This window comes from Bradyrhizobium sp. JYMT SZCCT0428 (assembly GCF_018131075.1).
In the GTDB taxonomy this organism is placed as follows: domain Bacteria; phylum Pseudomonadota; class Alphaproteobacteria; order Rhizobiales; family Xanthobacteraceae; genus Bradyrhizobium.
On sequence record NZ_JAFCLS010000020.1, the window covers coordinates 80,340 to 101,783 of the forward strand.

Consider the following 21,444-nt stretch of genomic DNA (forward strand, 5'->3'; position numbering starts at 1 on the left):
TCCTGCATCGATCCGGGACCGCTGTCGCCAAAAACCCCGGCGCGAATTGCCAGGGTTTACGGAAGACAGGAGTACTTGTTCGACATGATACGCACGTTTCTGATGGCCGCGATGACGGCGGCCGGCCTGGTCGGAAGCGCCAACGTAGCGGAGGCGCAGGCGAACTATCCCGAAAAGCAGCTCCAGTTGATCCTGCCCTTCCCGGCCGGCGGGGCCTCCGATGTCGTCGGCCGCATTATCGCCAGCGAGTTGGAGGCCCGGCTCCGCAAGCCGGTGATCGTCATGAACCGCCCCGGCGGCGGCACCACCGTCGGCGCCCGGGAGGCGGCCAATGCCGCGCCGGATGGTTATACGTTGTTCTTCTCCTCGAACTCTACCTTCACGCTGCAGAATGCGGTGAAGGAGACCGTGCCCTTCGACAGCGCAAAAGACTTCGAGCCGATCGGCCAGATCGGCACCATTGGCATGGTGCTGGTGACCCATCGCGACAACCCGATCAAGGATGTCGCCGCCCTCGTCGCCGCCGCCAAGGCCAATCCCGACAAGCTGTCGCTGGCCTCATTTGGCGCGGCAACCATTTCCCATTTTGCCGGCGAACTGTTCAAGTCGAGCGCCGGCATCAAGATGGTGCACCTGCCCTACAAGGGCAGCGCGCCGGCGATGAACGATCTGATCGGCAAGCACATCGAGTATCACGTCGATACGATGATCGCGGTCAAGACACAGGTCGAGGCCGGCACCGTACGACCGCTCGCCATCTTCGCCGCCAAACGCTCGGCGTTCCTCCCTGATGTGCCGACGCTCGCCGAACTCGGTTATCCCAAGGCCGACATCACCTCCTGGGGTACATTGGTCGTGCCAAAGGGAACGCCCGCCGCGATCCGCGACAGGCTGGCGGGTATGCTTGAAGAGGCGATCGCAAACCCTGTTGTGGCCGAGCGTTTCCAGAAGGTCGGGTTCGAGCCGGCATTCAAGCGCTATACGGACTGGCCGGGCTTCGTGACCAAGGAAATCGCCGAGATGAAGGCGCTGGCGCAGGCCGCCGGCATCAAGGAAGAGTGATCCTGATATGACAGAGCTGAAATGACCGAACCCTGCGACCTCTCCGCGGTGACGGCGCGGGCGCTGATCGGCGAGCGCAAGCTTTCGCCGGTCGAACTGCTCGATAGCTGCATCGGCCGCATCGAGGCGGTCGATCCGGCTGTCAACGCCATGATCGCGCGTGGGTTTGATTCTGCGCGCGAGACGGCGCGACAGAGCGAGGCCTCTGTGATGCGCGGCGACGCGCTCGGGCCGCTGCACGGGCTGCCGCTGGGGGTCAAGGACCTGATCGACGCCAAGGGGCTGCCGACGAGTTTCGGCAGCGTGCTGTTCGCCGACAATATTGCCAGGAGCGATGAAGCCATCGTCGCGATGCTCAGGCGTGCCGGGGCGGTTGTTATCGGCAAGACCAACGTTCCCGGATGGGGCGCGGGCGGCAACACCCGCAACGCGCTGCATGGCGCGACGGGCAATCCGTTCGACCCCGATCGGTCCGCGGCCGGCTCGTCCGGCGGATCGGCGGTGGCGCTTGCCACCGGCATGGTGCCGCTGGCGACCGGCTCCGACACCGGCGGATCGGTGCGCAATCCCGCCGCCTTTTGCGGCGTCGTGGGCTTTCGTCCCTCGCCCGGGTTGATTGCCAGCAACAGCCGCAACATGGCCTGGCTGCAGATCTCGCAGCTCGGCCCGATGGCCCGCACCGTATCGGACGCCTGCCTGATGCTGTCCTGCATGCTGGACCGCGACGCGCGGGATCCGCTTTCTGCGATCCTTCACGCCGGCGGCTCGCCGGCGCCATCAGCCTATCGCGATCCACCAACAACCGACCTCGGCGCCTTGCGAATTGCGGCAACGACCGACTTCGGCTTCGCGCCAACGGAGCGCGCGATCGCCGATACCTTCAAGACCAAGCTTGCAACCTTCGGATCGGCGTTCCGCAGCGTCGAATGGACCCATCCGGATTGCAGCAATGCCGACGACGTGTTCGCGGTCCTGCGCGCGGTCGCCTTCCTCGGCCGCCACCGCGAACTTGCGGAAAAACATCCGGACAAGGTCGGCCCCAATATTCGCGACAACGTGGCCGAGGGCCTCGGCTATTCAGCGCTCGACGTCGCGCGCGCGCTGTCGATGCAGACCGAGATGTATCGGCGCTGGCAGGAATTTTTCGGCGATCACGATTTCGTTCTCGCGCCCGCGATCACGATCAGCCCGCGGCCGTGGTCGGAATTGTACCCTGCAATCATCGATGGCCGCCCGACAAAATCCTATTTCCACTGGCTGGCGATGGCCTATGCGGTCACCAATGTCGGGCATCCCGCGGTGGCGATACCGGCGGGCCGCGACGGCGCCGGAATGCCGTTCGGTATCCAGGTGATCGGACCGCGAGGCGGCGATCTCGCGACGCTGTCGGTGGCCCGCGAGATCGAGGCGCTGCTGTCAGCCAATCCGGCGACCGCCCGTCCCGTTCCCGACCTCGCCTGGCTGGGCCGCCAGAAGCCGATTGCCGGCAAGCCGGGATTCCGCGATTTCGACTGAGGATGCAGGCGTCGCGGGCGCATTCACGCCGGCGCCACCCCTCCTCAAACATCAGCCGGCGCTCCAGCGCCCTGTGCCTTGCGACGGGGGCACTGAAAGCCGCCTGAACCCTTGTTCATGAATATTAAATCTGCCGCCCGGCCGTCCGGCCGCTTGCCGCGTGCAACAAACTTCACTTGAATGTGTTTATTGAGCGTCTGCTTTACGGATTTGCGGAAAGGAGTGTTCCATGAGGAAAGCACCTTTGATCCTAGCACTTGCGGCCGTCCTCGGCCTGACGGCGGTCGCGGCGCCCTCGCCCGCGGAAGCGCGCTGGCGCGGCGGCGGATTTTTCCCGGGGATCGCTGGCGGATTGCTGGCGGGAGCAGTGATCGGCGGTATTGCGTCGAACGCTTACGCCTACGGTCCGGGCTACGGGTATTACGGCCCCGGCTACGGGTATTATGGCGGCGGCTACGCGCCAGCATATTACGGCGGCGGGTACGCGCCCGCCTATTATGGTGGTTACGCACCGGGCTATTACGGCGGCTACTATGGTGGCCCCTATGTTCGCCGCGTATATCGTCCGGTCTACGCCTACGGTCCGCGCTTCTACGGTCCACGGTACCATCGCGCCTACTACCGCCGCTGGTAGTTGCACTAACAAGGGCCGCCCGAAATGGCGGCCCTTTTTGTCTTAGGCAGTTCGCGTCAGTCGGATATGCGACGCCGCGCCGTGCACACACGCCGGCAACGCCTCATGCGATGGTTTGCACGATCCCGCCTTCGACACGAAGCGCGGCGCCGTTGGTGGCGGAGGCTTCCATCGAGCTGACATAGACCACCATGTTGGCGATCTCCTGAACGCTGGCAAAGCGCTGCAGCAGCGAGGTCGGGCGATGCTGTTTGACGAAGCTGGAAGCCGCCTCCTCGACAGACTGGCCATTCTGCTTTGCCAGATCCCTGACGAAGGTCTCGACACCCTCCGACATCGTCGGCCCCGGCAATACCGAATTGACCGTCACCGCGGTGCCGCGGGTCAGCTCCGCAAGACCTCGCGCAACCGCGAGCTGCGCGGTCTTGGTCATGCCGTAATGGATCATCTCCTTCGGAATATTCAGCCCGGATTCCGAGGATATGAAGACGATGCGCCCCCAGTTGCGCGTCAGCATGCCCGGCATATAGGCGCGCGACAGCCGCACGCCCGACATCACGTTGACCTCGTAGAAGCGGCTCCAGTCCTCGTCGGGAATATCGAAGAAGCCCTTGGGCTCGAATATCCCGGCATTGTTGATCAGGATGTCGACGCTGGGCAGCGCGGCCAGCAGCGCCTTGCATCCCGCGCCGGTCGAGACATCGGCGGCAACGCCGCGGACCTTGGCGCCGGGCACGGCCTTGGTGATGGCACCTGACGCGGCATCGACCTTGGCTTGCGAGCGTCCATTGACGACCACGCTGGCGCCGGTTGCGGCGAGGCCTTTGGCGATGGCGTGTCCGATGCCGGCGGTCGAGCCTGTGACCAGCGCGGTTTTCCCCGAAAGATCGATGTTCATTGAAATGCCTCCATCATTGATGACGGAGATATTGGAAGCGGCGCACAAAACCGCAATCGCTACTCACCCGCAGGTGATGCTCAAAAAAAAGCGGCGCCCGGAGGCGCCGCTTTTGGAAACTGATTTCGGGAAACCTTACGCCGCTTCGGCGGACTTTTCCTGCACCGGGCCGGAGTCCTTGCCCTTGGCATCGACGTCGCGGTCGACGAATTCGATCACGGCCATCGGGGCGTTGTCGCCGTAGCGGAAGCCGGCCTTGATGATGCGGGTGTAGCCGCCCTGGCGGTCCTTGTAGCGGGACGCCAGCACGTCGAACAGCTTGCGGACCTGATCCTTGTCGCGCATTTCGGAGATCGCCTGGCGGCGCATGGCCAGACCGCCCTTCTTGCCGAGCGTGACCAGCTTCTCGACGATCGGGCGCAATTCCTTGGCCTTCGGCAGCGTGGTGACGATCTGCTCGTGCTTGATCAGCGCCGCGCACATGTTGGCGAACATCGCTTTGCGATGCTCGGCGGTGCGGTTGAGCTTCCGGTGAACCTTGCCGTGACGCATGTTGAATTCCTCAATACTTGATCTGTCGCGACGGTTCGTCGGACTTGTTGCTCAGGTGGGCCGCCTGCGTTCGCCCAAAATGCAATGGCCGCGCTTTCGCCCGGCCATCGCGGTCATTGCTAAATCAATAGTGGTCTTCGAAGCGCTTGGCGAGCTCGTCGATGTTCTCCGGCGGCCAGCCCGGCACTTCCATGCCGAGATGCAGACCCATCTGGGCCAGCACTTCCTTGATCTCGTTCAGCGACTTGCGGCCGAAGTTCGGGGTACGGAGCATTTCCGCTTCCGACTTCTGCACGAGGTCGCCGATGTAGACGATGTTGTCGTTCTTCAGGCAGTTTGCCGAACGCACCGACAACTCCAGTTCGTCGACCTTCTTGAGGAACGCCGGGTTGAACGCGAGATCGGGGATGATCTCCTGCGCCACTTCCTTGCGCGGCTCTTCGAAGTTCACGAACACGTTGAGCTGATCCTGCAGGATGCGGGCGGCATAGGCCACCGAATCTTCCGGCGTGATCGCACCATTGGTTTCGATCGTCATGGTCAGCTTGTCGTAGTCGAGGATCTGGCCCTCGCGGGTGTTCTCGACCTTGTAGGAGACCTTGCGGACCGGCGAGAACAGGCTGTCGACCGGGATCAGGCCGATCGGCGCGTCTTCGGGGCGGTTACGCTCGGCGGCGACGTAGCCCTTGCCGGCAGCGACGGTGAATTCCATGCGGATTTCCGCGCCCTCGTCCAGCGTGCAGATCTGCAGGTCGGGATTGAGCACCACGACGTCGCCGACGGTCTGGATGTCGCCGGCGGTGACGACGCCCGGGCCCTGCTTCTTCACGACCATACGCTTGGGGCCTTCGCCCTGCATCTTGATCGAGATGTCCTTGATGTTGAGCACGATGTCGGTGACGTCCTCGCGAACGCCCGCGATCGAGGAGAACTCGTGCAGCACGCCGTCGATGTGCACCGACTGCACCGCTGCACCCTGCAGCGACGACAGCAGGATGCGGCGTAGCGCGTTACCGAGGGTCTGGCCGAAGCCGCGCTCGAGGGGTTCTGCGACAACGGTCGCAAACCGGGCCGCATCGGTGCCCGGCGTTACCTGCAGCTTGTTCGGTCGGATAAGTTCTTGCCAATTTTTCTGGATCGTCACTGTGTCACCCATGTGTCAGTCCTTTGGGCCAGTCGTGCCCGCAACTGACGTTGGAGATCGCGGATCAGCCCGCGGCTGTCGAAATTCCAAGGCAATCGCGCGGCGGATAGATCCGCCCGCGACCAAAACATCAAACGCGCCGGCGCTTGCGCGGACGGCAACCATTGTGCGGGATCGTCGTCACGTCGCGAATCGATGTGACGGTGAAGCCCGCCGCCTGCAGCGCGCGAAGCGCCGACTCACGGCCCGAACCGGGGCCTGCAACTTCCACTTCCAGCGTGCGCATGCCGTGTTCCTGCGCCTTCTTGGAAACGTCTTCGGCCGCGACCTGCGCGGCATAGGGGGTCGACTTGCGCGAACCCTTGAAGCCCATCGTGCCGGCCGACGACCAGGCAATGGTGTTGCCCTGCGCGTCGGTGATGGTGATGGTCGTGTTGTTGAACGACGAATTCACATGCGCGATGCCGGAGGCGATGTTCTTGCGTTCGCGGCGGCGTATGCGGGTGGCTTCCTTGCCCATTCCAAAACCTTTCCTGTGATCTCAAACGCCGCCGTAGTGCCAGCGGCTACACCTAAAACGCGAAAAGCAGACGGTGAGGAGCGAATGGAAATTCGCCGCCTCGCGTCAGCTGTTCGCGAGCTTATTTCTTCTTGCCGGCAATCGACTTGGCCGGGCCCTTGCGCGTACGCGCATTGGTGTGGGTGCGCTGACCGCGCACCGGAAGGCCGCGGCGATGACGCAGGCCGCGATAGCAGCCGAGGTCCATCAGACGCTTGATGTTGATGCCGACTTCACGACGAAGATCGCCCTCGACCAGATAGTCGCGGTCGATGACTTCGCGGATCTGCAGAACTTCCTGGTCGCTGAGCTGGCTGACGCGGCGCTCGGCGGGAATCTTCACCTTCTCGATGATCTCGGCCGCGTTCTTCTGGCCGATGCCATGGATGTACTGGAGCGCGATCAAGACGCGCTTGTTGGTCGGGATATTCACGCCGGCAATACGGGCCACGGACTTCTCTCCTGTCACCGATCCCTCGCGGACCGGGCTATGTTCTTGCTAACTCGGGCAGGTGTCCGCAAACGCGAACACGACGCCCGTCCCCTCAGATTCTTTGGGGCCCGGCATCGTCTGAAACTATCCGACTTGGATGCGGGGCTTATTAAAGGATTCAACTCGGTTTCGTCAACCGTCTCTATCGTTTAGCTCGCTTTTTCGTGACCTTTTTCACGGCCTTCTTGGCGGGCTTTTTGACCGCCTTTTTGGCCGTTTTCCTGCCAGTTTTATTGGCAATTTTCTTGGTCGCCTTTTTGGCCTTTTTTGCCCCCTTGGAGACCGCTTTGGTGGCCTTTGGAGCGGATTTGGCGGCCTTCCCGGCGGTTTTGACGGCTTTTTTGCCCGCGGGCTTGGTGGTCTTCCTGGCGCCTGCCTTGGCCTGTTTGGCCGGTGCCGCCGCCTTTGAAGCTTTGGGTTCCACCGCGCCGATCGCGGACAGGATCCGGTTAATTTCCCGGGTGACGTGCTCGATGGTCATCATACCGTCGACCGTGAGCAGCTTCCGCCGCTCCGAATAGTAGTGAATCAGCGGCTCGGTCAGGGTCCGGTAGCTCGCCAGCCGCTTCGACAGCACCTCCGGGGTGTCGTCGATTCGCACTTCCTCGCCCCTCGCCCGCATCTCGGCGACGCGACTCTCGACGCGGTCGAGCAGCGCGCTCTCGTTGACGCGCAGCTCGATCACGGCGTCGAGCTTGATGTGCTTCTTCTTCAGCAGGTCATCGAGGGCTGCGGCCTGCGGCACCGTGCGTGGAAAGCCGTCGAGGATGAACCCGTTCTTCATGTCGGGCTGGTCGAGGCGGTCGGAGATGATGCCGATCACGATTTCATCCGGCACCAGCGACCCGCTCGCCATGATGTCCTTGGCCTGCAGGCCGATCGGCGTCTGGGCGGCCACCGCAGCGCGCAGCATCTCGCCGGTGGAGAGCTGGATCAGGTTGTGTTTGTGGACCAGCCGTTGCGCCTGGGTCCCCTTGCCCGCACCCGGCGGCCCCAAAAGGATCAATCTCATGACAATTCGCCCCCCGGCTTGGTGAGCGAATGCCCGCGCACCTGCGTTTTGATATCAAGGATAGTGCAAACCACAATCAGCGCCGACCCACCACCAAAAAGAAAGGGCAGCCTACCGTAAGCCACCAGGGCTTCCGGAATCAGCGACACGGCCACGAGGTAGACGGCTCCGATGAAGGTCGTCAACGTCACGACGCGATCGAGATGGTCGGCGGTGGGTTCGCCCGGCGCCACGTCTGTAATGGCGCCGCCCCGCTTGTGCAAGACCTCGGCGATGCGCGCGGGATCAAGCACATAGGCGGTATAGATGAAAGCCAGCACGAAGACCGCAATGGATCCGAGGATCATGTGGACCGGCCGGGCGAACTGGATATGGTCGTAGGCAGCGGCGAGCGTCGGTGTCTGGCCGAAAGCCAGGGTCGCAAGCACCAGCGGAAGATAGAAAATCCACGGCGTCACGGTGGCCGGGATCAGGAACCCGGCGCTATTGATCTTGATCGGCAGCACCGAGGAGCGCGCAGGAAGCAGGCGTGTTCCTGCCTGGCGCGCGGCAAATTGCACCGGCACGTTCCGCCGCGCGCCTTCGACGAGGACGATGACAGCGACCCCCACGACCGCGAGGATGGCCAGCAAAAGCAGAAGGTTGCCGGAGATCGCGCCCTGTCCCAGCAGTTCGAAGGTGGCGGAAATATCCGCCGGAAGCGAAACGATGATGCCGACGAACAGAAGCAGCGCGAGACCGTTGCCGATCCCGTAGCGGGTGATTTGTTCGCTGAGCCAGACCAGGAAGAACACGCCACCTACCATCGTTGCAGCGGCCGACAGCAGGAACCAGCCGCCGGGCTCGGTGACGAGGCCGGGAACGTCCTGAAGACCGGACGCGACGCCGAAGGCCTGGAATGTCGCAAGCAGCAGCGTCAGGATCAGCGTGAAGCGGGTAATCTTGCGGCGGCCGGCCTCACCCGATCGTTCGAGCGCGCTCAGCCTGCCCCACACCACAGCGACAAGCTGCATGACGATCGCGACACTCAGATAGGGAATGATGAAGAGCGCGAAAATCGAAATGCGGATGGCAGCGTGCGATGAAAGCAGCAGGCCGGCCTGCATCTGTGGCGAGAGGCCCGCAAGCGGGATATGACTGCCGAGCCGGAAGATGAGCAGCGCGCCGATCGTGATCGCGATCCGGCGCGGCAGCTCAGACTTCATCGACGGCGGCCCTTGAGCTTCGACTTGCGGATCAGCCCTTCATACTGATGGGCAAGCAGATAACCCTGCACCTGCGCCACCGTATCCATCGTCACGCTGACGACGATCAGAAGCGAGGTTCCGCCAAAGTAGAACGGCACCGCGGCGTAGGAGATCAGAACTTCGGGAATCAGGCAGACGATGGCGAGATAGATCGCGCCGAGCACCGTCACGCGCGACAGCACGTAGTCGATGTATTCGGCGGTACGCTCGCCCGGACGGATGCCGGGGATGAAACCGCCATGCTTCTTCAGATTGTCCGCGGTCTCGGTCGGATTGAACACGATCGCGGTATAGAAGAACGCGAAGAACACGATCAGCGCGAGATAACAGAACAGGAATAGCGGACGGCCGTGGCTGAGCTGGGTGTTGAGCCACTGGAACCACTCCGGACCCTTGCCGGCGTTGAAGTTGGCAACCGTGGTCGGCAGCAACAGCAGCGACGAGGCGAAGATCGGCGGGATCACGCCCGAGGTGTTGAGCTTGAGCGGCAGATGCGAGGACTGACCCTCGAACATCTTGTTGCCGACCTGGCGCTTCGGATACTGGATCAGGAGCCGTCGCTGCGCGCGTTCCATGAACACGATGAAGGCGATCACGACGACAGCCATCACGATCACGACCAGGATCAGGGCGGTCGACAGCGCACCCTGACGGCCGAGTTCGAGCATGTTGGCGAGCGCCGAGGGCAACTCGGCGACGATGCCGGCCAGAATGATCAGTGAAATACCGTTGCCGATGCCGCGCGAGGTGATCTGCTCGCCGAGCCACATCAGGAACATGGTGCCGCCGGTCAGCGTGATCGCGGTGGAGATCAGGAAGAACGGCCCGGGTTCGCTGACGACGTTACCGGCGCCCTGCAGGCCAACGGCGATGCCGTAGGACTGGAACGCGGCGAGGATCACCGTGAGATAGCGGGTATACTGGTTCAGCGTCTTGCGGCCGGCCTCGCCTTCCTTCTTCAGCGCCTCGAGCTGCGGCGAAACCGTGGTCAGAAGCTGGATGATGATGGACGCCGAGATGTACGGCATGATGTTCAGGGCGAAGATCGCCATGCGGTTGATACCGCCGCCGGCGAACATGTTGAACATGCCGAGGATGCCGCCGGCCTGCGACTTGAACACCTGCTCCCACGCCGCGGGATCGATGCCGGGCAGCGGAATGTAGGTGCCCAGCCGATAAACAAGCAGCGCACCCAGTGTGAACCAGATGCGCTTCTTCAGTTCGTCGGCTTTGCCGAGCGCAGAGAAATTGAGGTTTGCCGCAAGTTGTTCTGCTGCTGAGACCATGTCTAGGCTTTCTCCCGCCGTCCCTCACGCCGTGGGCCCCGAGCGGGGCCATCGGCAGACGCCGGACATTATTTGGTGCTCGGCTTCGATAAGTCCATCGTTCAAACGGCGCATTGCCCGCGCCGCGGCGGGCAATGACGCAGATGTTACGCCGCCTCGCCTTCTTCCTTCTTGGCCGGAGCCAGAACCTTCACCGTGCCGCCGGCCTTTTCGACCGCCGCAATCGCGGATTTCGAGGCGCCATGCACCTCGATGGCGAGCTTGGCCTTGATTTCGCCTCGGCCGAGCAGCCGCAGGCCGTCCTTGGCGCGGCGCAGCACGCCGGCCTTCACCAGCGACTCGGCGGTGATGGTTTCCTTGGCGTCGACCAGCTTGGCATCGATCGCGTCCTGCAGGCGGTCGAGATTGATCTCGGCGAAATCGAGCTTGAAGATGTTGTTGAAGCCGCGCTTCGGCAGGCGCCGATGCAGCGGCATCTGGCCGCCCTCGAAGCCCTTGATGCGCACGCCCGAACGCGCGGTCTGGCCCTTGCCGCCGCGGCCCGCAGTCTTGCCCTTGCCTGAACCGATGCCACGGCCGACGCGCATGCGCTTTTTGCGCGAGCCGGCGTTGTCGGCGATATCGCTGAGCTTCATCGCGAAATTCCTCTCTCTTGGGAGCATGATCTTGACCGAAAACCGGTCCCCACTTTTCGGGATCATGCTCCTCCCTGTCTTGCTTACTCGCCGACGACGCGGACGAGATGTTGAACCTTGCTGATCATGCCGCGAACTGCAGGCGTATCCTGCAGCTCGGAAACCCGGCCGATCTTGTTGAGCTTGAGGCCGATCAGCGTCGCACGCTGCGAGTGGTGGCGGCGGATTGCGCTGCCAGTCTGCTCGACCTTGATCATCTTTGCGGCCTTGGCCATCGTCTTGACTCCGAACGGCGCGGGAAACTGCGCCTGATTGTTTATTCAGCCACCACTTCGGCATCGCCACCGACGCGGCGCGACTGCAGCGTGGACACCTTGATGTTGCGGCGTGCCGCCACCGAACGCGGCGAATCCTGATGCTTCAGCGCGTCGAAGGTTGCGCGAACCATGTTGTAGGGGTTCGACGAGCCGATCGACTTCGCCACCACGTCCTGGATGCCGAGCGTTTCGAACACCGCGCGCATCGGACCGCCCGCGATGATGCCGGTACCGGCCGGGGCTGCGCGCAGATAGACGCGGCCCGCACCGTGACGGCCGGCGATATCGTGATGCAGCGTGCGGCCTTCGCGCAGAGCAACGCGCGTCAGGTTACGCTTCGCCGATTCCGTCGCCTTGCGGATCGCCTCGGGAACTTCGCGCGCCTTGCCGTGACCGAAACCGACCCGACCCTTCTGGTCGCCGATCACGACCAGCGCCGCAAAGCCGAAGCGCTTGCCGCCCTTGACGACCTTCGCCACGCGATTGATGTGGACCAGCTTGTCGACGAACTCGCTGTCGCGCTCTTCGCGATCCCTGCTCCGTTCGCGTCCGCCGCGTTCGCGTTCACCTGCCATGGTGTTTTCCAATCTCAGGGAGCCTAACGCCCCTGTCCTTCATCTTGGTTCAAAATCGGTTGTTAGAAGCTCAATCCGCTTTCGCGGGCCGCATCCGCAAGCGCCTTGACGCGCCCGTGATACAGGTACTGACCGCGATCGAACACCACTTCCTTGACGCCCTTCTGCACGGCGCGTTCCGCCAGCAGCTTGCCGACGGCCTTGGCCGCATCGATGTTAGCGCCCGTGTTGCCGCTCTCGCGCATGGTCTTTTCCAGCGATGATGCGGAAGCCAGCGTCTCGCCCTTCAGGTCGTCGATGACCTGGGCATAGATGTGCTTCGACGAGCGGAACACCGACAGACGCGGACGTCCATTGGCGGAGCGGCGCAGTGAATTCCTCACACGCTGCTTGCGCCGGGCATTTGTAACTTTCAGTGACATGGCCGGCTCCGTTACTTCTTCTTGCCTTCCTTGCGGAAGATGAATTCGTTGGCGTACTTCACGCCCTTGCCCTTGTAGGGCTCCGGCGGGCGATAGGCGCGGATTTCAGCCGCAACCTGACCGACGCGCTGGGAATCATTGCCCGTGATCGTGATCTCGGTCGGCTTCGGCACCACGATGGTGATGCCATCCGGGATCGCGTAGACGACGTCGTGGCTGTAGCCGAGCGCGAGCTGCAGGTTCTTGCCCTGCAGCGCGGCACGATAGCCGACGCCGGTGATCTCGAGCTTCTTCTCGAAACCCTTGGTGACGCCCTCGACCAGGTTTGCGACCTGAGCGCGCGCGGTACCGTACATGGCCTGCGCCCGGTTGGTTTCGAGCTTCGGCGCGACCTTGACCGCGCCGTCCTCGAACTTCACCTCGACGTCGTCATGCACGACGAACTGAAGCTGGCCCTTCGGCCCCTTCATCTTGACGGTCTGCCCTTCGACCGTCGCCGTCACACCGGACGGGATCGGCACGGGCCGTTTGCCAACACGTGACATGCTAAAATCCTTCCTCAGAACACCGTGAAGAGAACTTCGCCGCCCACGTTCGCTTCACGCGCTTCGTGGTCAGCCATGATTCCCTTCGGCGTCGACAAGACCGAAATACCGAGACCGTTGTTGACGCGCGGCAGGTTCCTCACCGAGGCGTAAACCCGGCGGCCTGGCTTGGACACCCGCTCGATTTCGCGAATGACCGGCTCGCCGTCGAAATATTTCAGTTCGATCTCGAGTTCGCTGCGGCCGGACAAATGCTCTACGCTGGCGTAGCCGCGGATGTAGCCCTCGGACTTCAGCACTTCGAGAACGTTGGCGCGCATCTTCGAGCCCGGGGTCGAAACCTTGGACTTCGAGCGCATCTGCGCGTTGCGGATGCGGGTGATGAGATCGCTGATCGGATCGTGCGTAGACATCTGACGACCCTCCCTTACCAGCTCGACTTCACGAGCCCGGGAACCAGGCCCTTGGAGCCGAGTTCACGCAGCGCGATGCGGCTGAGCTTGTTCTTGCGGTAGACCGAGCGCGGGCGGCCGGTGAGTTCGCAGCGGTTGCGGATGCGCGTCGCCGACGAGTTGCGCGGCATCTCGGCAAGCTTCAGCGTCGCCGCGAAGCGCTCTTCCATCGGCTTGGTCTTGTCGGCGATGATCGCCTTCAGCTTCGCGCGCTGGGGTGCGGCGTTCTTGGTCATCCGCTTGCGCCGGTTGTTCTTCTCGATTGAACTCTTCTTTGCCATGCTTGGCTCCTGGGTTTCCGCGTTTGAGAGGCTTTAACTGCGTCTCACTGCCGGAACGGGAAATTGAAAGCGGTCAACAAGGCACGCGCCTCGTCGTCGGTCTGCGCCGTGGTGCAAACCGTGATGTCCATGCCGCGGGCTTCCGAAACCTTGTCGAAGTCGATTTCGGGGAAAATGATGTGCTCCTTGAGGCCGAGCGAATAGTTGCCGCGGCCGTCGAAGCTCTTCGGATTGAGGCCGCGGAAGTCGCGCACGCGCGGCAGCGCCACGTTCACCAGACGGTCGATGAACTCGTACATCTTGGCCTTGCGCAGCGTGACCTTGCAGCCGATTGGCTGGTTTTCACGCAGCTTGAAGGTCGCGATCGCGACGCGCGAATAGGTCACGATCGCCTTCTGGCCGGCGATCAGCGACAGGTCGCCAGCCGCGGTCTCGGCCTTCTTGCGGTCGTTGACGGCATCGCCGACGCCCATGTTGAGGACGACCTTGTCAAGACGCGGCACCTGCATGACGTTGGCATAGCCGAACTGTTCAGTCAGCTTGCTGCGGATGCTCTTGTCATACTCCACGCGCAGGCGCGGCACATAAGCGGTTTCAGCCATCGATCTCTGCTCCCGAGCTCTTGGCAATGCGTACCTTCTTGCCATCAGCCTGAATCTTGAAGCCCACGCGGGTCGGTTTGCCGTCCTTGCCGACATACGCGATGTTGGACAGGTGGATCGGCGCCTCCTTGGAGATGATGCCGCCTTCCTGGGCCTGGGTCTGCTTCTGGTGACGCTTCACCAGGTTGACGCCGCGCACGAGAGCCTTGTTCTCGTCGGGACGGACCTCGAATACTTCGCCGGTACGGCCCTTGTCGCGGCCGTTCAGCACGATGACCTTGTCACCCTTGCGGATCTTGGCAGCCATCACAGCACCTCCGGCGCAAGTGAAATGATCTTCATGTGGTTCTTGGCGCGCAGCTCGCGCGGCACGGGCCCGAAGATACGGGTGCCGACCGGCTCCGACTGATTGTTGATCAGCACGGCGGCGTTGCGGTCGAAGCGGATGACCGAGCCGTCGGCGCGGCGGATGTCCTTGCGGACCCGCACCACGACAGCCTTCATCACGTCGCCCTTCTTCACCTTGCCGCGCGGAATCGCTTCCTTGATCGACACAACGATAACATCGCCCACGGTGGCATAGCGGCGCTTGGAGCCCCCAAGCACCTTGATGCACATGACACGGCGTGCGCCTGAATTATCGGCCACGTCGAGGTTGGTCTGCATCTGAATCATTGATGCACCTCGTCCTCTTTCTGATGCGCTGAAACGCGCTTAAAATTTCCCAAAACCAGTCAGGCCAACTAAGCCCGACCTGCTTCAGGCCGTTTTCTTCTGTTCGCCCCGGACAACCGTCCAGCGCTTCAACTTCGAGATCGGCTTGCTCTCCTCGATCCACACCATGTCGCCCGGCTTGAACTCGTTGTTCTCGTCGTGCGCGTGGTAGTTCTTGGAGCGGCGGATCGTCTTCTTGTAGATCGGGTGGGTGAAGCGGCGATCGACGCGCACCACGATGGTCTTGGCTTGCTTGTCGCTCACGACCACGCCCTGAAGGGTTCGTTTCGGCATATCCGGCCTCTTACTTCTTCTTCGCGCGCGCTTGCGCGGCGATGGTCTTGATGCGGGCGATATCGCGGCGGGCTTCACGCAGCCGCGTAGTGTTCTCCAGCTGCCCGGTGGCGCGCTGGAAACGCAGGTTGAAACGCTCTTTCTTCAGGTTGAGGACGGCGTCCTCCCTCTGATCGTCGCTCATCGCGCGAATGTCGGCGGTCTTCATCTCGGCCATGAATGTTACTCCGCAATGCGCGCGACGAAGCGCGTCTTGATCGGCAGCTTGGCGGCGGCGAGCGAGAGCGCTTCCTTTGCGGTCTGCACCGTGACGCCGTCGATCTCGAAAATCACGCGGCCGGGCTTGACCCGGGCCACCCACAATTCCGGCGTACCCTTGCCCGAGCCCATGCGGACTTCGGCGGGCTTCTTCGACACCGGCAGGTCCGGAAACACGCGGATCCAGACGCGGCCGGCGCGCTTCATGTGACGGGTCAGCGCGCGGCGTGCGGCTTCGATCTGACGGGCGGTGATGCGCTCGGGCGCCATCGCCTTCAGGCCGAACTGTCCGAACGACAACGTCGCGCCCGAAGTCGCAACGCCGTGGATACGGCCCTTATGCGCCTTCCGGAACTTCGTTTTCTTTGGTTGCATCATGGCTTACGCCCTCAAACCTTCTCTAATGTCTCAAGCAGCGTCGCGACGCGGACGGGTATTGTCGCCTTCGGCCATCTTCTTGTCCTGGGCCATCGGATCGTGCTCGAGGATCTCGCCTTTGAAGATCCAGACCTTGACGCCGCAGGTACCGAATGTCGTGAACGCAGTCGCGACGCCGTAATCGACGTCGGCGCGCAGCGTGTGCAAGGGAACGCGACCTTCGCGATACCATTCCATACGCGCGATTTCGGCGCCGCCGAGACGGCCCGAGCAGTTGATACGAATGCCTTCGGCGCCAAGACGCATCGCCGACTGCACCGCGCGCTTCATGGCGCGGCGGAATGCGACGCGGCGCTCGAGCTGCTGGGCGATCGATTCGGCGACCAGGGTGGCGTCGAGTTCAGGCTTGCGGATTTCGACGATGTTGATGACGACGTCGGAAGCCGTGATGTCGGCAACCCGCTTGCGCAGCTTGTCGATGTCGGCGCCCTTCTTGCCGATCACGACGCCCGGACGCGCCGAATGGATCGTCACGCGGCACTTCTTGTGCGGACGCTCGATCACGATGCGGGCGACGGCTGCCTGCTTGAGTTCCTTGTGGAGGATCTCACGGATCCGCACGTCCTCATGCAGCAGCTTGCCGTACTCGTTCTTGCCGGCGAACCAACGGGAATCCCACGTACGGTTGATGCCGAGACGCAGTCCGATTGGATTGATTTTTTGACCCATCGTCTTCTCCCGCGCCCTTAAGCGCCAGCCTCGGCCTCGACCTGACGAACCACGATGGTCAGGTGCGAGAACGGTTTGTAGATACGACCCGAACGGCCACGGCCGCGCGGCGAAAAGCGCTTCATCACGATGCCGTTGCCGACATGGGCCTCGGCGACGACCAGATCGTCGACCTCGAGGTCGTGGTTGTTCTCGGCGTTCGCGATCGCCGATTCCAGGCACTTCTTGACGTCGACCGCGATCCGCTTGCGCGAGAACTGCAGGTCGGCCAGTGCCGCAGACGCCTTCCGGCCGCGGATCAGCTGCGCGACAAGATTAAGCTTCTGCGGGCTCACGCGCAGCATCCGGGCCACAGCCTTGGCCTCGTTATCCGCGAGCACTCTTTCGCGCTTTGGTTTGCTCATCGCTTATTCCTCAAGCCTTCTTGGCTTTCTTGTCGCCAGAATGGCCATGGAAGGTACGGGTCGGCGAGAATTCGCCGAACTTGTGACCCACCATTTCCTCGTTGACCGATACCGGCACATGCTTCTGGCCGTTGTAGACACCGAAGACCAGGCCGACGAACTGCGGCAGGATGGTCGAGCGGCGGCTCCAGATCTTGATGACGTCGTGACGGCCGGACGCGCGCGCGGCATCTGCTTTCTTGAGCAGAGAGCCTTCGACGAACGGGCCTTTCCAGACTGAACGAACCATGTCCGGCGTTCCTTACTTCTTCCGCTTGTGGCGGCTTAGGAGGATGAATCTGTTGGTCGACTTATTCGAACGGGTCTTCTTGCCCTTGGTCGGCTTGCCCCACGGGGTCACCGGGTGGCGGCCGCCCGAGGTGCGGCCTTCGCCGCCGCCGTGCGGATGGTCGATCGGGTTCATGACGACGCCGCGGTTATGCGGACGCCAGCCCAGCCAGCGGGTACGGCCGGCCTTGCCGATCGAGATGTTCATGTGATCGGGGTTCGACACCGCACCGATGGTGCCGCGGCAACGGCCGTGCACCAGGCGCTGCTCGCCCGAGTTCAGGCGCAGAATGACGTAGTCCTGATCACGGCCGACGATCTGGGCGTAGGTGCCGGCGGAACGTGCGATCTGGCCACCCTTGCCGATCTTCATCTCGATATTGTGGACGATCGTGCCGACCGGCATGTTGCCGAGCGGCATGACATTGCCGGGCTTCACGTCGACATAGTTGCCGGCAACGACGGTGTCGCCCGCGGCCAGCCGCTGCGGCGCCAGGATGTAGGCCTGCTCGCCATCGGCATACTTGATCAGCGCGATGAACGCGGTGCGGTTCGGATCGTATTCCAGGCGCTCGACGGTCGCGGAAACGTCGACCTTGTCGCGTTTGAAATCGACCATCCGGTAGGCCTTCTTGTGGCCACCGCCACGAAAGCGAACCGTGATACGGCCGGTGTTGTTGCGGCCGCCATTGCTCTGCTTGCCCTCGGTCAACGCCTTGACAGGCTTGCCCTTGTACAGCGCCGAACGGTCGACCATCACCAGCTGGCGCTGGCCCGGCGTCGTCGGATTGTATGTTTTCAATGCCATCGTCGTAACGCCTTATAGTCCGGTGGTGACGTCGATGCGGTGGCCCTCTTCGAGGGTCACGATCGCCCGCTTCACATCCGACTGCGAACCGAAATTGCCGCGGAACACCTTGGTCTTGCCTTTGCGGACCAGCGTGTTCACGCTCTTCACCTTGACGTCGAACAGCTTCTCGACGGCTTCCTTGATTTGCGGCTTGGTCGCCTTGGAGGCAACCTTGAACACAACCTTGTTGTGCTCGGACGCGACAGTCGCCTTTTCGGTCACCACCGGGGCAACGATCACGTCGTAATGGCGCGGATCGATATTCTTCATTTGAAGCGCGCCTCCAGCGCATCCACCGCCGACTTGGTCAGCACCAGCTTGTGACGGCGCAGAATGTCATAGACGTTGATGCCCTGGATCGGCAGCACGTCGATGTTCGGAATGTTGCGGGCCGCGGTCGCGAAACCGGTGTTGACCTCGGCGCCGTCGATGATCAGCGCATTGGTCAGGCCGAGACCCGAGAAATGCCCGACCAGAGCCTTGGTCTTGGCGGCCTCGAGCGTCGCCGATTCGATCACGATCAGCCCGCCGTCCTTTGCCTTGGCGGAGAGCGCATGGCGAAGTGCCAGTGCGCGCACCTTCTTGGGCAGGGCGAAGGCGTGCGAGCGCACCACCGGACCGAACGCACGGCCACCGCCGCGGAACTGCGGAACGCGGGCCGAACCGTGACGAGCACCGCCGGTGCCCTTCTGCTTGTACATCTTCTTGCCGGTGCGCCAGACATCGGCGCGGCCCTGCGTCTTGTGCGTGCCGGCCTGTCGCTTGGCGAGCTGCCAGTTGACGCAGCGCTGGATGATGTCCTTGCGCGGCTCCAGGCCGAAAATCTCATCGGACAGCTGGACCGAACCGGCTTCCTTGCCCTCAAGGGTCGTGACTTTCAGTTCCATCTCACGCGCCCTCCTGCTCGGCCGGTGCAGCAGCCTGCTCGGCGCCGCCGACAACCCTGAACTTGCCGGGCTTCGGAGCTTCCTTCGGCAACGGCTTCTTCACCGCATCACGCACCGAGATCCAACCGCCCTTGGAGCCGGGAACGGCGCCCTCGACGAGGATCAGGCCGCGCTCGACGTCGGTCTGCACGACGCGCAGATTGAGCGTGGTGATGCGATCGACGCCCATGTGACCGGGCATCTTCTTGTTCTTGAAGGTCTTGCCCGGATCCTGACGTCCGCCGGTCGAACCGATCGAACGATGCGAAACCGACACACCGTGGGTGGCGCGAAGACCGCCGAAGTTCCAGCGCTTCATGCCGCCGGCAAACCCCTTACCGACCGAGGTGCCGGTGACGTCGACGAACTGGCCGACCACGAAATGGTCCGCCTGAATTTCGGCGCCAACCGGGATCAGCGCGTCCTCAGACACGCGAAACTCGGTAACCTTCCGCTTGGGCTCGACCTTGGACACCGCAAACTGGCCGCGCTCTGCCTTGGGCAGATAGACGGTCTTGCGGGTACCGGAACCGAGCTGCAGCGCAACGTAACCGTTCTTCTCGGTCGTGCGGTGGCCCAGAACCTGGCAATTGCCCAGCTTCAGCACGGTCACTGGGATATGTTCACCGGTCTCCGTAAAGACCCGCGTCATCCCGACCTTTTGTGCGATCACTCCGGAGCGCATCGGCGTGCTTCCTGTTCTTTCTGTCCGCTAACTACGGACGATCTAAAAAAATCTTAGAGCTTGATCTCGACGTCGACACCGGCGGCCAGGTCGAGCTTCATCAAAGCATCGACGGTCTGCGGGGTCGGGTCGACAATGTCGAGCAGGCGCTTGTGGGTGCGCATCTCGAACTGCTCACGGCTCTTCTTGTCGACGTGCGGCGAACGGTTGACGGTGAACTTCTCGATGCGGGTGGGCAGCGGAATGGGTCCGCGAACCTGAGCACCGGTACGTTTCGCCGTGTTCACGATCTCGCGGGTCGACGTATCGAGAATTCGATGGTCGAACGCCTTGAGACGGATGCGAATATTTTGGCCGTTCATTGCCGCTGTCTTTCTTTGTCGTCGTATTTGCGAATGGTGGCTAGCAAGTAGCGGATGATTTCATCCGCCACTCGCCAATTCCTGTTCGCTTACTCAATGATGGCGGAGACGACACCCGAGCCGACGGTGCGGCCACCTTCGCGGATCGCGAAGCGGAGCTTCTCTTCCATCGCGATCGGCACGATCAGGTGCACTTCCATCGCGATGTTGTCGCCCGGCATCACCATTTCGGTGCCTTCGGGCAGATGCACGACGCCGGTCACGTCGGTGGTGCGGAAGTAGAACTGCGGCCGGTAGTTGGTGAAGAACGGGGTGTGACGACCGCCCTCTTCCTTGGTCAGGATGTAAGCCTCAGCCTTGAACTTGGTGTGCGGCTTAACCGAACCCGGCTTGCACAGCACCTGGCCACGCTCGACTTCCTCGCGCTTGGTACCACGCAGCAGCGCACCGATGTTGTCGCCGGCCTGGCCCTGATCGAGCAGCTTGCGGAACATTTCGACGCCGGTGACGATGGTCTTCTGGGTATCGCGCAGACCGACGATTTCGATTTCCTCGCCGACCTTGACGATGCCGCGTTCGACACGGCCGGTCACCACGGTGCCGCGGCCCGAGATCGAGAACACGTCTTCGACCGGCATCAGGAACGGCTGGTCGATCGGACGCGCCGGCTGCGGGATGCTTTCGTCGACGGCCTTCATCAGCTCGAGAACCGCATCGTGGCCGAGCTTCTTGTCCTTGTCTTCGAGGGCGGCCAGAGCCGAACCCTTGATGATCGGGATGGTGTCGCCCGGGAACTCGTACTTCGAAAGCAGTTCGCGGACTTCCATCTCGACCAGTTCGAGCAGTTCCGGATCGTCGACCATGTCGCACTTGTTCAGGAACACGACGAGCGCGGGAACGCCGACCTGACGGGCGAGCAGGATGTGCTCGCGGGTCTGCGGCATCGGGCCGTCGGCGGCCGACACAACCAGGATCGCGCCGTCCATCTGCGCCGCACCGGTGATCATGTTCTTGACGTAGTCGGCGTGGCCCGGGCAATCGACGTGGGCGTAGTGCCGGTTCGCGGTTTCGTATTCGACGTGAGCGGTCGAGATCGTGATGCCGCGCGCCTTTTCTTCGGGCGCCTTGTCGATCTGGTCGTACGCCGTGAACGTCGCACCGCCGGTTTCAGCCAGCACCTTGGTGATCGCTGCGGTCAGCGAGGTCTTGCCATGGTCGACGTGACCGATGGTTCCGATATTGCAGTGCGGTTTGTTACGTTCAAATTTTGCTTTGGCCATTTGACT

General features: G+C 62.7%; 33 protein-coding genes. 3 read left to right on the forward strand and 30 right to left on the reverse strand.

The window, feature by feature from the left end; genetic code table 11:
- Window positions 1-84: 84 nt before the first annotated feature.
- From JQ575_RS21550 to JQ575_RS21560, 3 genes are all read left to right on the forward strand, one after another.
- On the forward strand, window positions 85-1,062 hold the full coding sequence (locus tag JQ575_RS21550) for a tripartite tricarboxylate transporter substrate binding protein (RefSeq protein WP_249166800.1): 978 nt from the start codon (window positions 85-87) through the stop codon (window positions 1,060-1,062).
- Between the two features lie 21 nt (window positions 1,063-1,083).
- The gene (locus JQ575_RS21555) at window positions 1,084-2,577 is read left to right on the forward strand and encodes an amidase (protein ID WP_212035197.1); all 1,494 of its coding nucleotides are present in this window, start codon (window positions 1,084-1,086) and stop codon (window positions 2,575-2,577) included.
- A 229-nt stretch (window positions 2,578-2,806) separates the two neighbouring features.
- Window positions 2,807-3,211: a hypothetical protein gene (locus JQ575_RS21560; RefSeq protein ID WP_212035198.1), complete on the forward strand. Its 405-nt coding sequence runs from the start codon at window positions 2,807-2,809 to the stop codon at window positions 3,209-3,211.
- A 103-nt stretch (window positions 3,212-3,314) separates the two neighbouring features.
- Here JQ575_RS21560 and JQ575_RS21565 read toward each other — a convergent pair whose 3' ends face one another.
- The 30 genes from JQ575_RS21565 to tuf form a co-directional block, all read right to left on the reverse strand.
- Window positions 3,315-4,109: an SDR family NAD(P)-dependent oxidoreductase gene (locus tag JQ575_RS21565; RefSeq protein ID WP_212035199.1), complete on the reverse strand. Its 795-nt coding sequence runs from the start codon at window positions 4,107-4,109 to the stop codon at window positions 3,315-3,317.
- Between the two features lie 135 nt (window positions 4,110-4,244).
- Window positions 4,245-4,661: a 50S ribosomal protein L17 gene (gene rplQ / locus JQ575_RS21570; RefSeq protein WP_192733846.1), complete on the reverse strand. Its 417-nt coding sequence runs from the start codon at window positions 4,659-4,661 to the stop codon at window positions 4,245-4,247.
- Window positions 4,662-4,785: 124 nt separating this feature from the next.
- The gene (locus JQ575_RS21575) at window positions 4,786-5,817 is read right to left on the reverse strand and encodes a DNA-directed RNA polymerase subunit alpha (RefSeq protein WP_192733847.1); all 1,032 of its coding nucleotides are present in this window, start codon (window positions 5,815-5,817) and stop codon (window positions 4,786-4,788) included.
- Window positions 5,818-5,935: 118 nt separating this feature from the next.
- On the reverse strand, window positions 5,936-6,325 hold the full coding sequence (gene rpsK, locus JQ575_RS21580; RefSeq protein WP_192733848.1) for a 30S ribosomal protein S11: 390 nt from the start codon (window positions 6,323-6,325) through the stop codon (window positions 5,936-5,938).
- A gap of 121 nt (window positions 6,326-6,446) precedes the next feature.
- Complete coding sequence (rpsM, locus tag JQ575_RS21585) at window positions 6,447-6,815, reverse strand: 30S ribosomal protein S13 (protein WP_192733849.1); 369 nt, start codon at window positions 6,813-6,815, stop codon at window positions 6,447-6,449.
- 184 nt (window positions 6,816-6,999) lie between these two features.
- Window positions 7,000-7,869 carry an adenylate kinase gene (locus JQ575_RS21590; protein ID WP_212035200.1) on the reverse strand — a complete coding sequence of 290 codons (870 nt, stop codon included), beginning with the start codon at window positions 7,867-7,869 and terminating at the stop codon, window positions 7,000-7,002.
- Window positions 7,866-8,975, reverse strand: a complete 1,110-nt coding sequence (locus JQ575_RS21595; RefSeq protein ID WP_249166801.1) for a preprotein translocase subunit SecY — start codon at window positions 8,973-8,975, stop codon at window positions 7,866-7,868. Before JQ575_RS21595 ends, JQ575_RS21590 begins: the two co-directional genes overlap by 4 nt.
- 95 nt (window positions 8,976-9,070) lie before the next feature.
- Window positions 9,071-10,402, reverse strand: coding sequence for a preprotein translocase subunit SecY (secY, locus tag JQ575_RS21600; protein ID WP_192733852.1), 1,332 nt, complete (start codon window positions 10,400-10,402; stop codon window positions 9,071-9,073).
- A gap of 146 nt (window positions 10,403-10,548) precedes the next feature.
- Window positions 10,549-11,037, reverse strand: a complete 489-nt coding sequence (gene rplO / locus JQ575_RS21605; protein WP_212035202.1) for a 50S ribosomal protein L15 — start codon at window positions 11,035-11,037, stop codon at window positions 10,549-10,551.
- A gap of 83 nt (window positions 11,038-11,120) precedes the next feature.
- Window positions 11,121-11,312 carry a 50S ribosomal protein L30 gene (gene rpmD, locus JQ575_RS21610; RefSeq protein ID WP_212035203.1) on the reverse strand — a complete coding sequence of 64 codons (192 nt, stop codon included), beginning with the start codon at window positions 11,310-11,312 and terminating at the stop codon, window positions 11,121-11,123.
- 41 nt (window positions 11,313-11,353) lie between these two features.
- Complete coding sequence (gene rpsE / locus JQ575_RS21615; protein WP_028349043.1) at window positions 11,354-11,929, reverse strand: 30S ribosomal protein S5; 576 nt, start codon at window positions 11,927-11,929, stop codon at window positions 11,354-11,356.
- Between the two features lie 62 nt (window positions 11,930-11,991).
- The gene (gene rplR, locus JQ575_RS21620) at window positions 11,992-12,351 is read right to left on the reverse strand and encodes a 50S ribosomal protein L18 (protein WP_212035204.1); all 360 of its coding nucleotides are present in this window, start codon (window positions 12,349-12,351) and stop codon (window positions 11,992-11,994) included.
- An 11-nt stretch (window positions 12,352-12,362) separates the two neighbouring features.
- On the reverse strand, window positions 12,363-12,896 hold the full coding sequence (gene rplF / locus JQ575_RS21625) for a 50S ribosomal protein L6 (RefSeq protein WP_212035205.1): 534 nt from the start codon (window positions 12,894-12,896) through the stop codon (window positions 12,363-12,365).
- Window positions 12,897-12,910: 14 nt separating this feature from the next.
- Window positions 12,911-13,309: a 30S ribosomal protein S8 gene (rpsH, locus tag JQ575_RS21630; RefSeq protein WP_212035206.1), complete on the reverse strand. Its 399-nt coding sequence runs from the start codon at window positions 13,307-13,309 to the stop codon at window positions 12,911-12,913.
- Window positions 13,310-13,323: 14 nt separating this feature from the next.
- On the reverse strand, window positions 13,324-13,629 hold the full coding sequence (rpsN, locus tag JQ575_RS21635) for a 30S ribosomal protein S14 (protein WP_192733858.1): 306 nt from the start codon (window positions 13,627-13,629) through the stop codon (window positions 13,324-13,326).
- Between the two features lie 44 nt (window positions 13,630-13,673).
- Window positions 13,674-14,231: a 50S ribosomal protein L5 gene (rplE, locus tag JQ575_RS21640; protein ID WP_192733859.1), complete on the reverse strand. Its 558-nt coding sequence runs from the start codon at window positions 14,229-14,231 to the stop codon at window positions 13,674-13,676.
- Window positions 14,224-14,538 carry a 50S ribosomal protein L24 gene (gene rplX, locus JQ575_RS21645; protein ID WP_212035207.1) on the reverse strand — a complete coding sequence of 105 codons (315 nt, stop codon included), beginning with the start codon at window positions 14,536-14,538 and terminating at the stop codon, window positions 14,224-14,226. Before rplX ends, rplE begins: the two co-directional genes overlap by 8 nt.
- On the reverse strand, window positions 14,538-14,906 hold the full coding sequence (rplN, locus tag JQ575_RS21650; protein ID WP_011473865.1) for a 50S ribosomal protein L14: 369 nt from the start codon (window positions 14,904-14,906) through the stop codon (window positions 14,538-14,540). The genes rplX and rplN overlap by 1 nt, the downstream gene beginning before the upstream one ends.
- An 84-nt stretch (window positions 14,907-14,990) precedes the next feature.
- On the reverse strand, window positions 14,991-15,239 hold the full coding sequence (rpsQ, locus tag JQ575_RS21655) for a 30S ribosomal protein S17 (RefSeq protein ID WP_192733861.1): 249 nt from the start codon (window positions 15,237-15,239) through the stop codon (window positions 14,991-14,993).
- Between the two features lie 10 nt (window positions 15,240-15,249).
- Window positions 15,250-15,456: a 50S ribosomal protein L29 gene (rpmC, locus tag JQ575_RS21660; protein ID WP_192733862.1), complete on the reverse strand. Its 207-nt coding sequence runs from the start codon at window positions 15,454-15,456 to the stop codon at window positions 15,250-15,252.
- A gap of 5 nt (window positions 15,457-15,461) precedes the next feature.
- Window positions 15,462-15,875, reverse strand: coding sequence for a 50S ribosomal protein L16 (gene rplP / locus JQ575_RS21665; protein WP_025588649.1), 414 nt, complete (start codon window positions 15,873-15,875; stop codon window positions 15,462-15,464).
- Window positions 15,876-15,905: 30 nt separating this feature from the next.
- A complete protein-coding gene (gene rpsC / locus JQ575_RS21670; RefSeq protein WP_192733863.1) occupies window positions 15,906-16,604 on the reverse strand; it encodes a 30S ribosomal protein S3 in 699 nt (232 codons plus the stop codon).
- A gap of 17 nt (window positions 16,605-16,621) precedes the next feature.
- Window positions 16,622-17,008 carry a 50S ribosomal protein L22 gene (gene rplV / locus JQ575_RS21675; RefSeq protein ID WP_192733864.1) on the reverse strand — a complete coding sequence of 129 codons (387 nt, stop codon included), beginning with the start codon at window positions 17,006-17,008 and terminating at the stop codon, window positions 16,622-16,624.
- A 10-nt stretch (window positions 17,009-17,018) separates the two neighbouring features.
- Complete coding sequence (gene rpsS, locus JQ575_RS21680; RefSeq protein WP_027536815.1) at window positions 17,019-17,297, reverse strand: 30S ribosomal protein S19; 279 nt, start codon at window positions 17,295-17,297, stop codon at window positions 17,019-17,021.
- A 12-nt stretch (window positions 17,298-17,309) separates the two neighbouring features.
- On the reverse strand, window positions 17,310-18,143 hold the full coding sequence (rplB, locus tag JQ575_RS21685) for a 50S ribosomal protein L2 (protein ID WP_211998086.1): 834 nt from the start codon (window positions 18,141-18,143) through the stop codon (window positions 17,310-17,312).
- Between the two features lie 12 nt (window positions 18,144-18,155).
- On the reverse strand, window positions 18,156-18,455 hold the full coding sequence (locus JQ575_RS21690) for a 50S ribosomal protein L23 (RefSeq protein ID WP_192733866.1): 300 nt from the start codon (window positions 18,453-18,455) through the stop codon (window positions 18,156-18,158).
- Window positions 18,452-19,072, reverse strand: a complete 621-nt coding sequence (rplD, locus tag JQ575_RS21695) for a 50S ribosomal protein L4 (RefSeq protein WP_192733867.1) — start codon at window positions 19,070-19,072, stop codon at window positions 18,452-18,454. Before rplD ends, JQ575_RS21690 begins: the two co-directional genes overlap by 4 nt.
- Window position 19,073: 1 nt before the next feature.
- Window positions 19,074-19,796 (reverse strand): 50S ribosomal protein L3, encoded by a 723-nt coding sequence (gene rplC / locus JQ575_RS21700; protein WP_192733868.1) that lies wholly within the window; start codon window positions 19,794-19,796, stop codon window positions 19,074-19,076.
- Window positions 19,797-19,849: 53 nt separating this feature from the next.
- Entirely contained in the window at window positions 19,850-20,158 is a 309-nt protein-coding gene (gene rpsJ, locus JQ575_RS21705) for a 30S ribosomal protein S10 (protein ID WP_002712302.1), read from the reverse strand.
- Between the two features lie 89 nt (window positions 20,159-20,247).
- Window positions 20,248-21,438 carry an elongation factor Tu gene (gene tuf, locus JQ575_RS21710; protein WP_192733869.1) on the reverse strand — a complete coding sequence of 397 codons (1,191 nt, stop codon included), beginning with the start codon at window positions 21,436-21,438 and terminating at the stop codon, window positions 20,248-20,250.
- Window positions 21,439-21,444 lie beyond the last annotated feature (6 nt).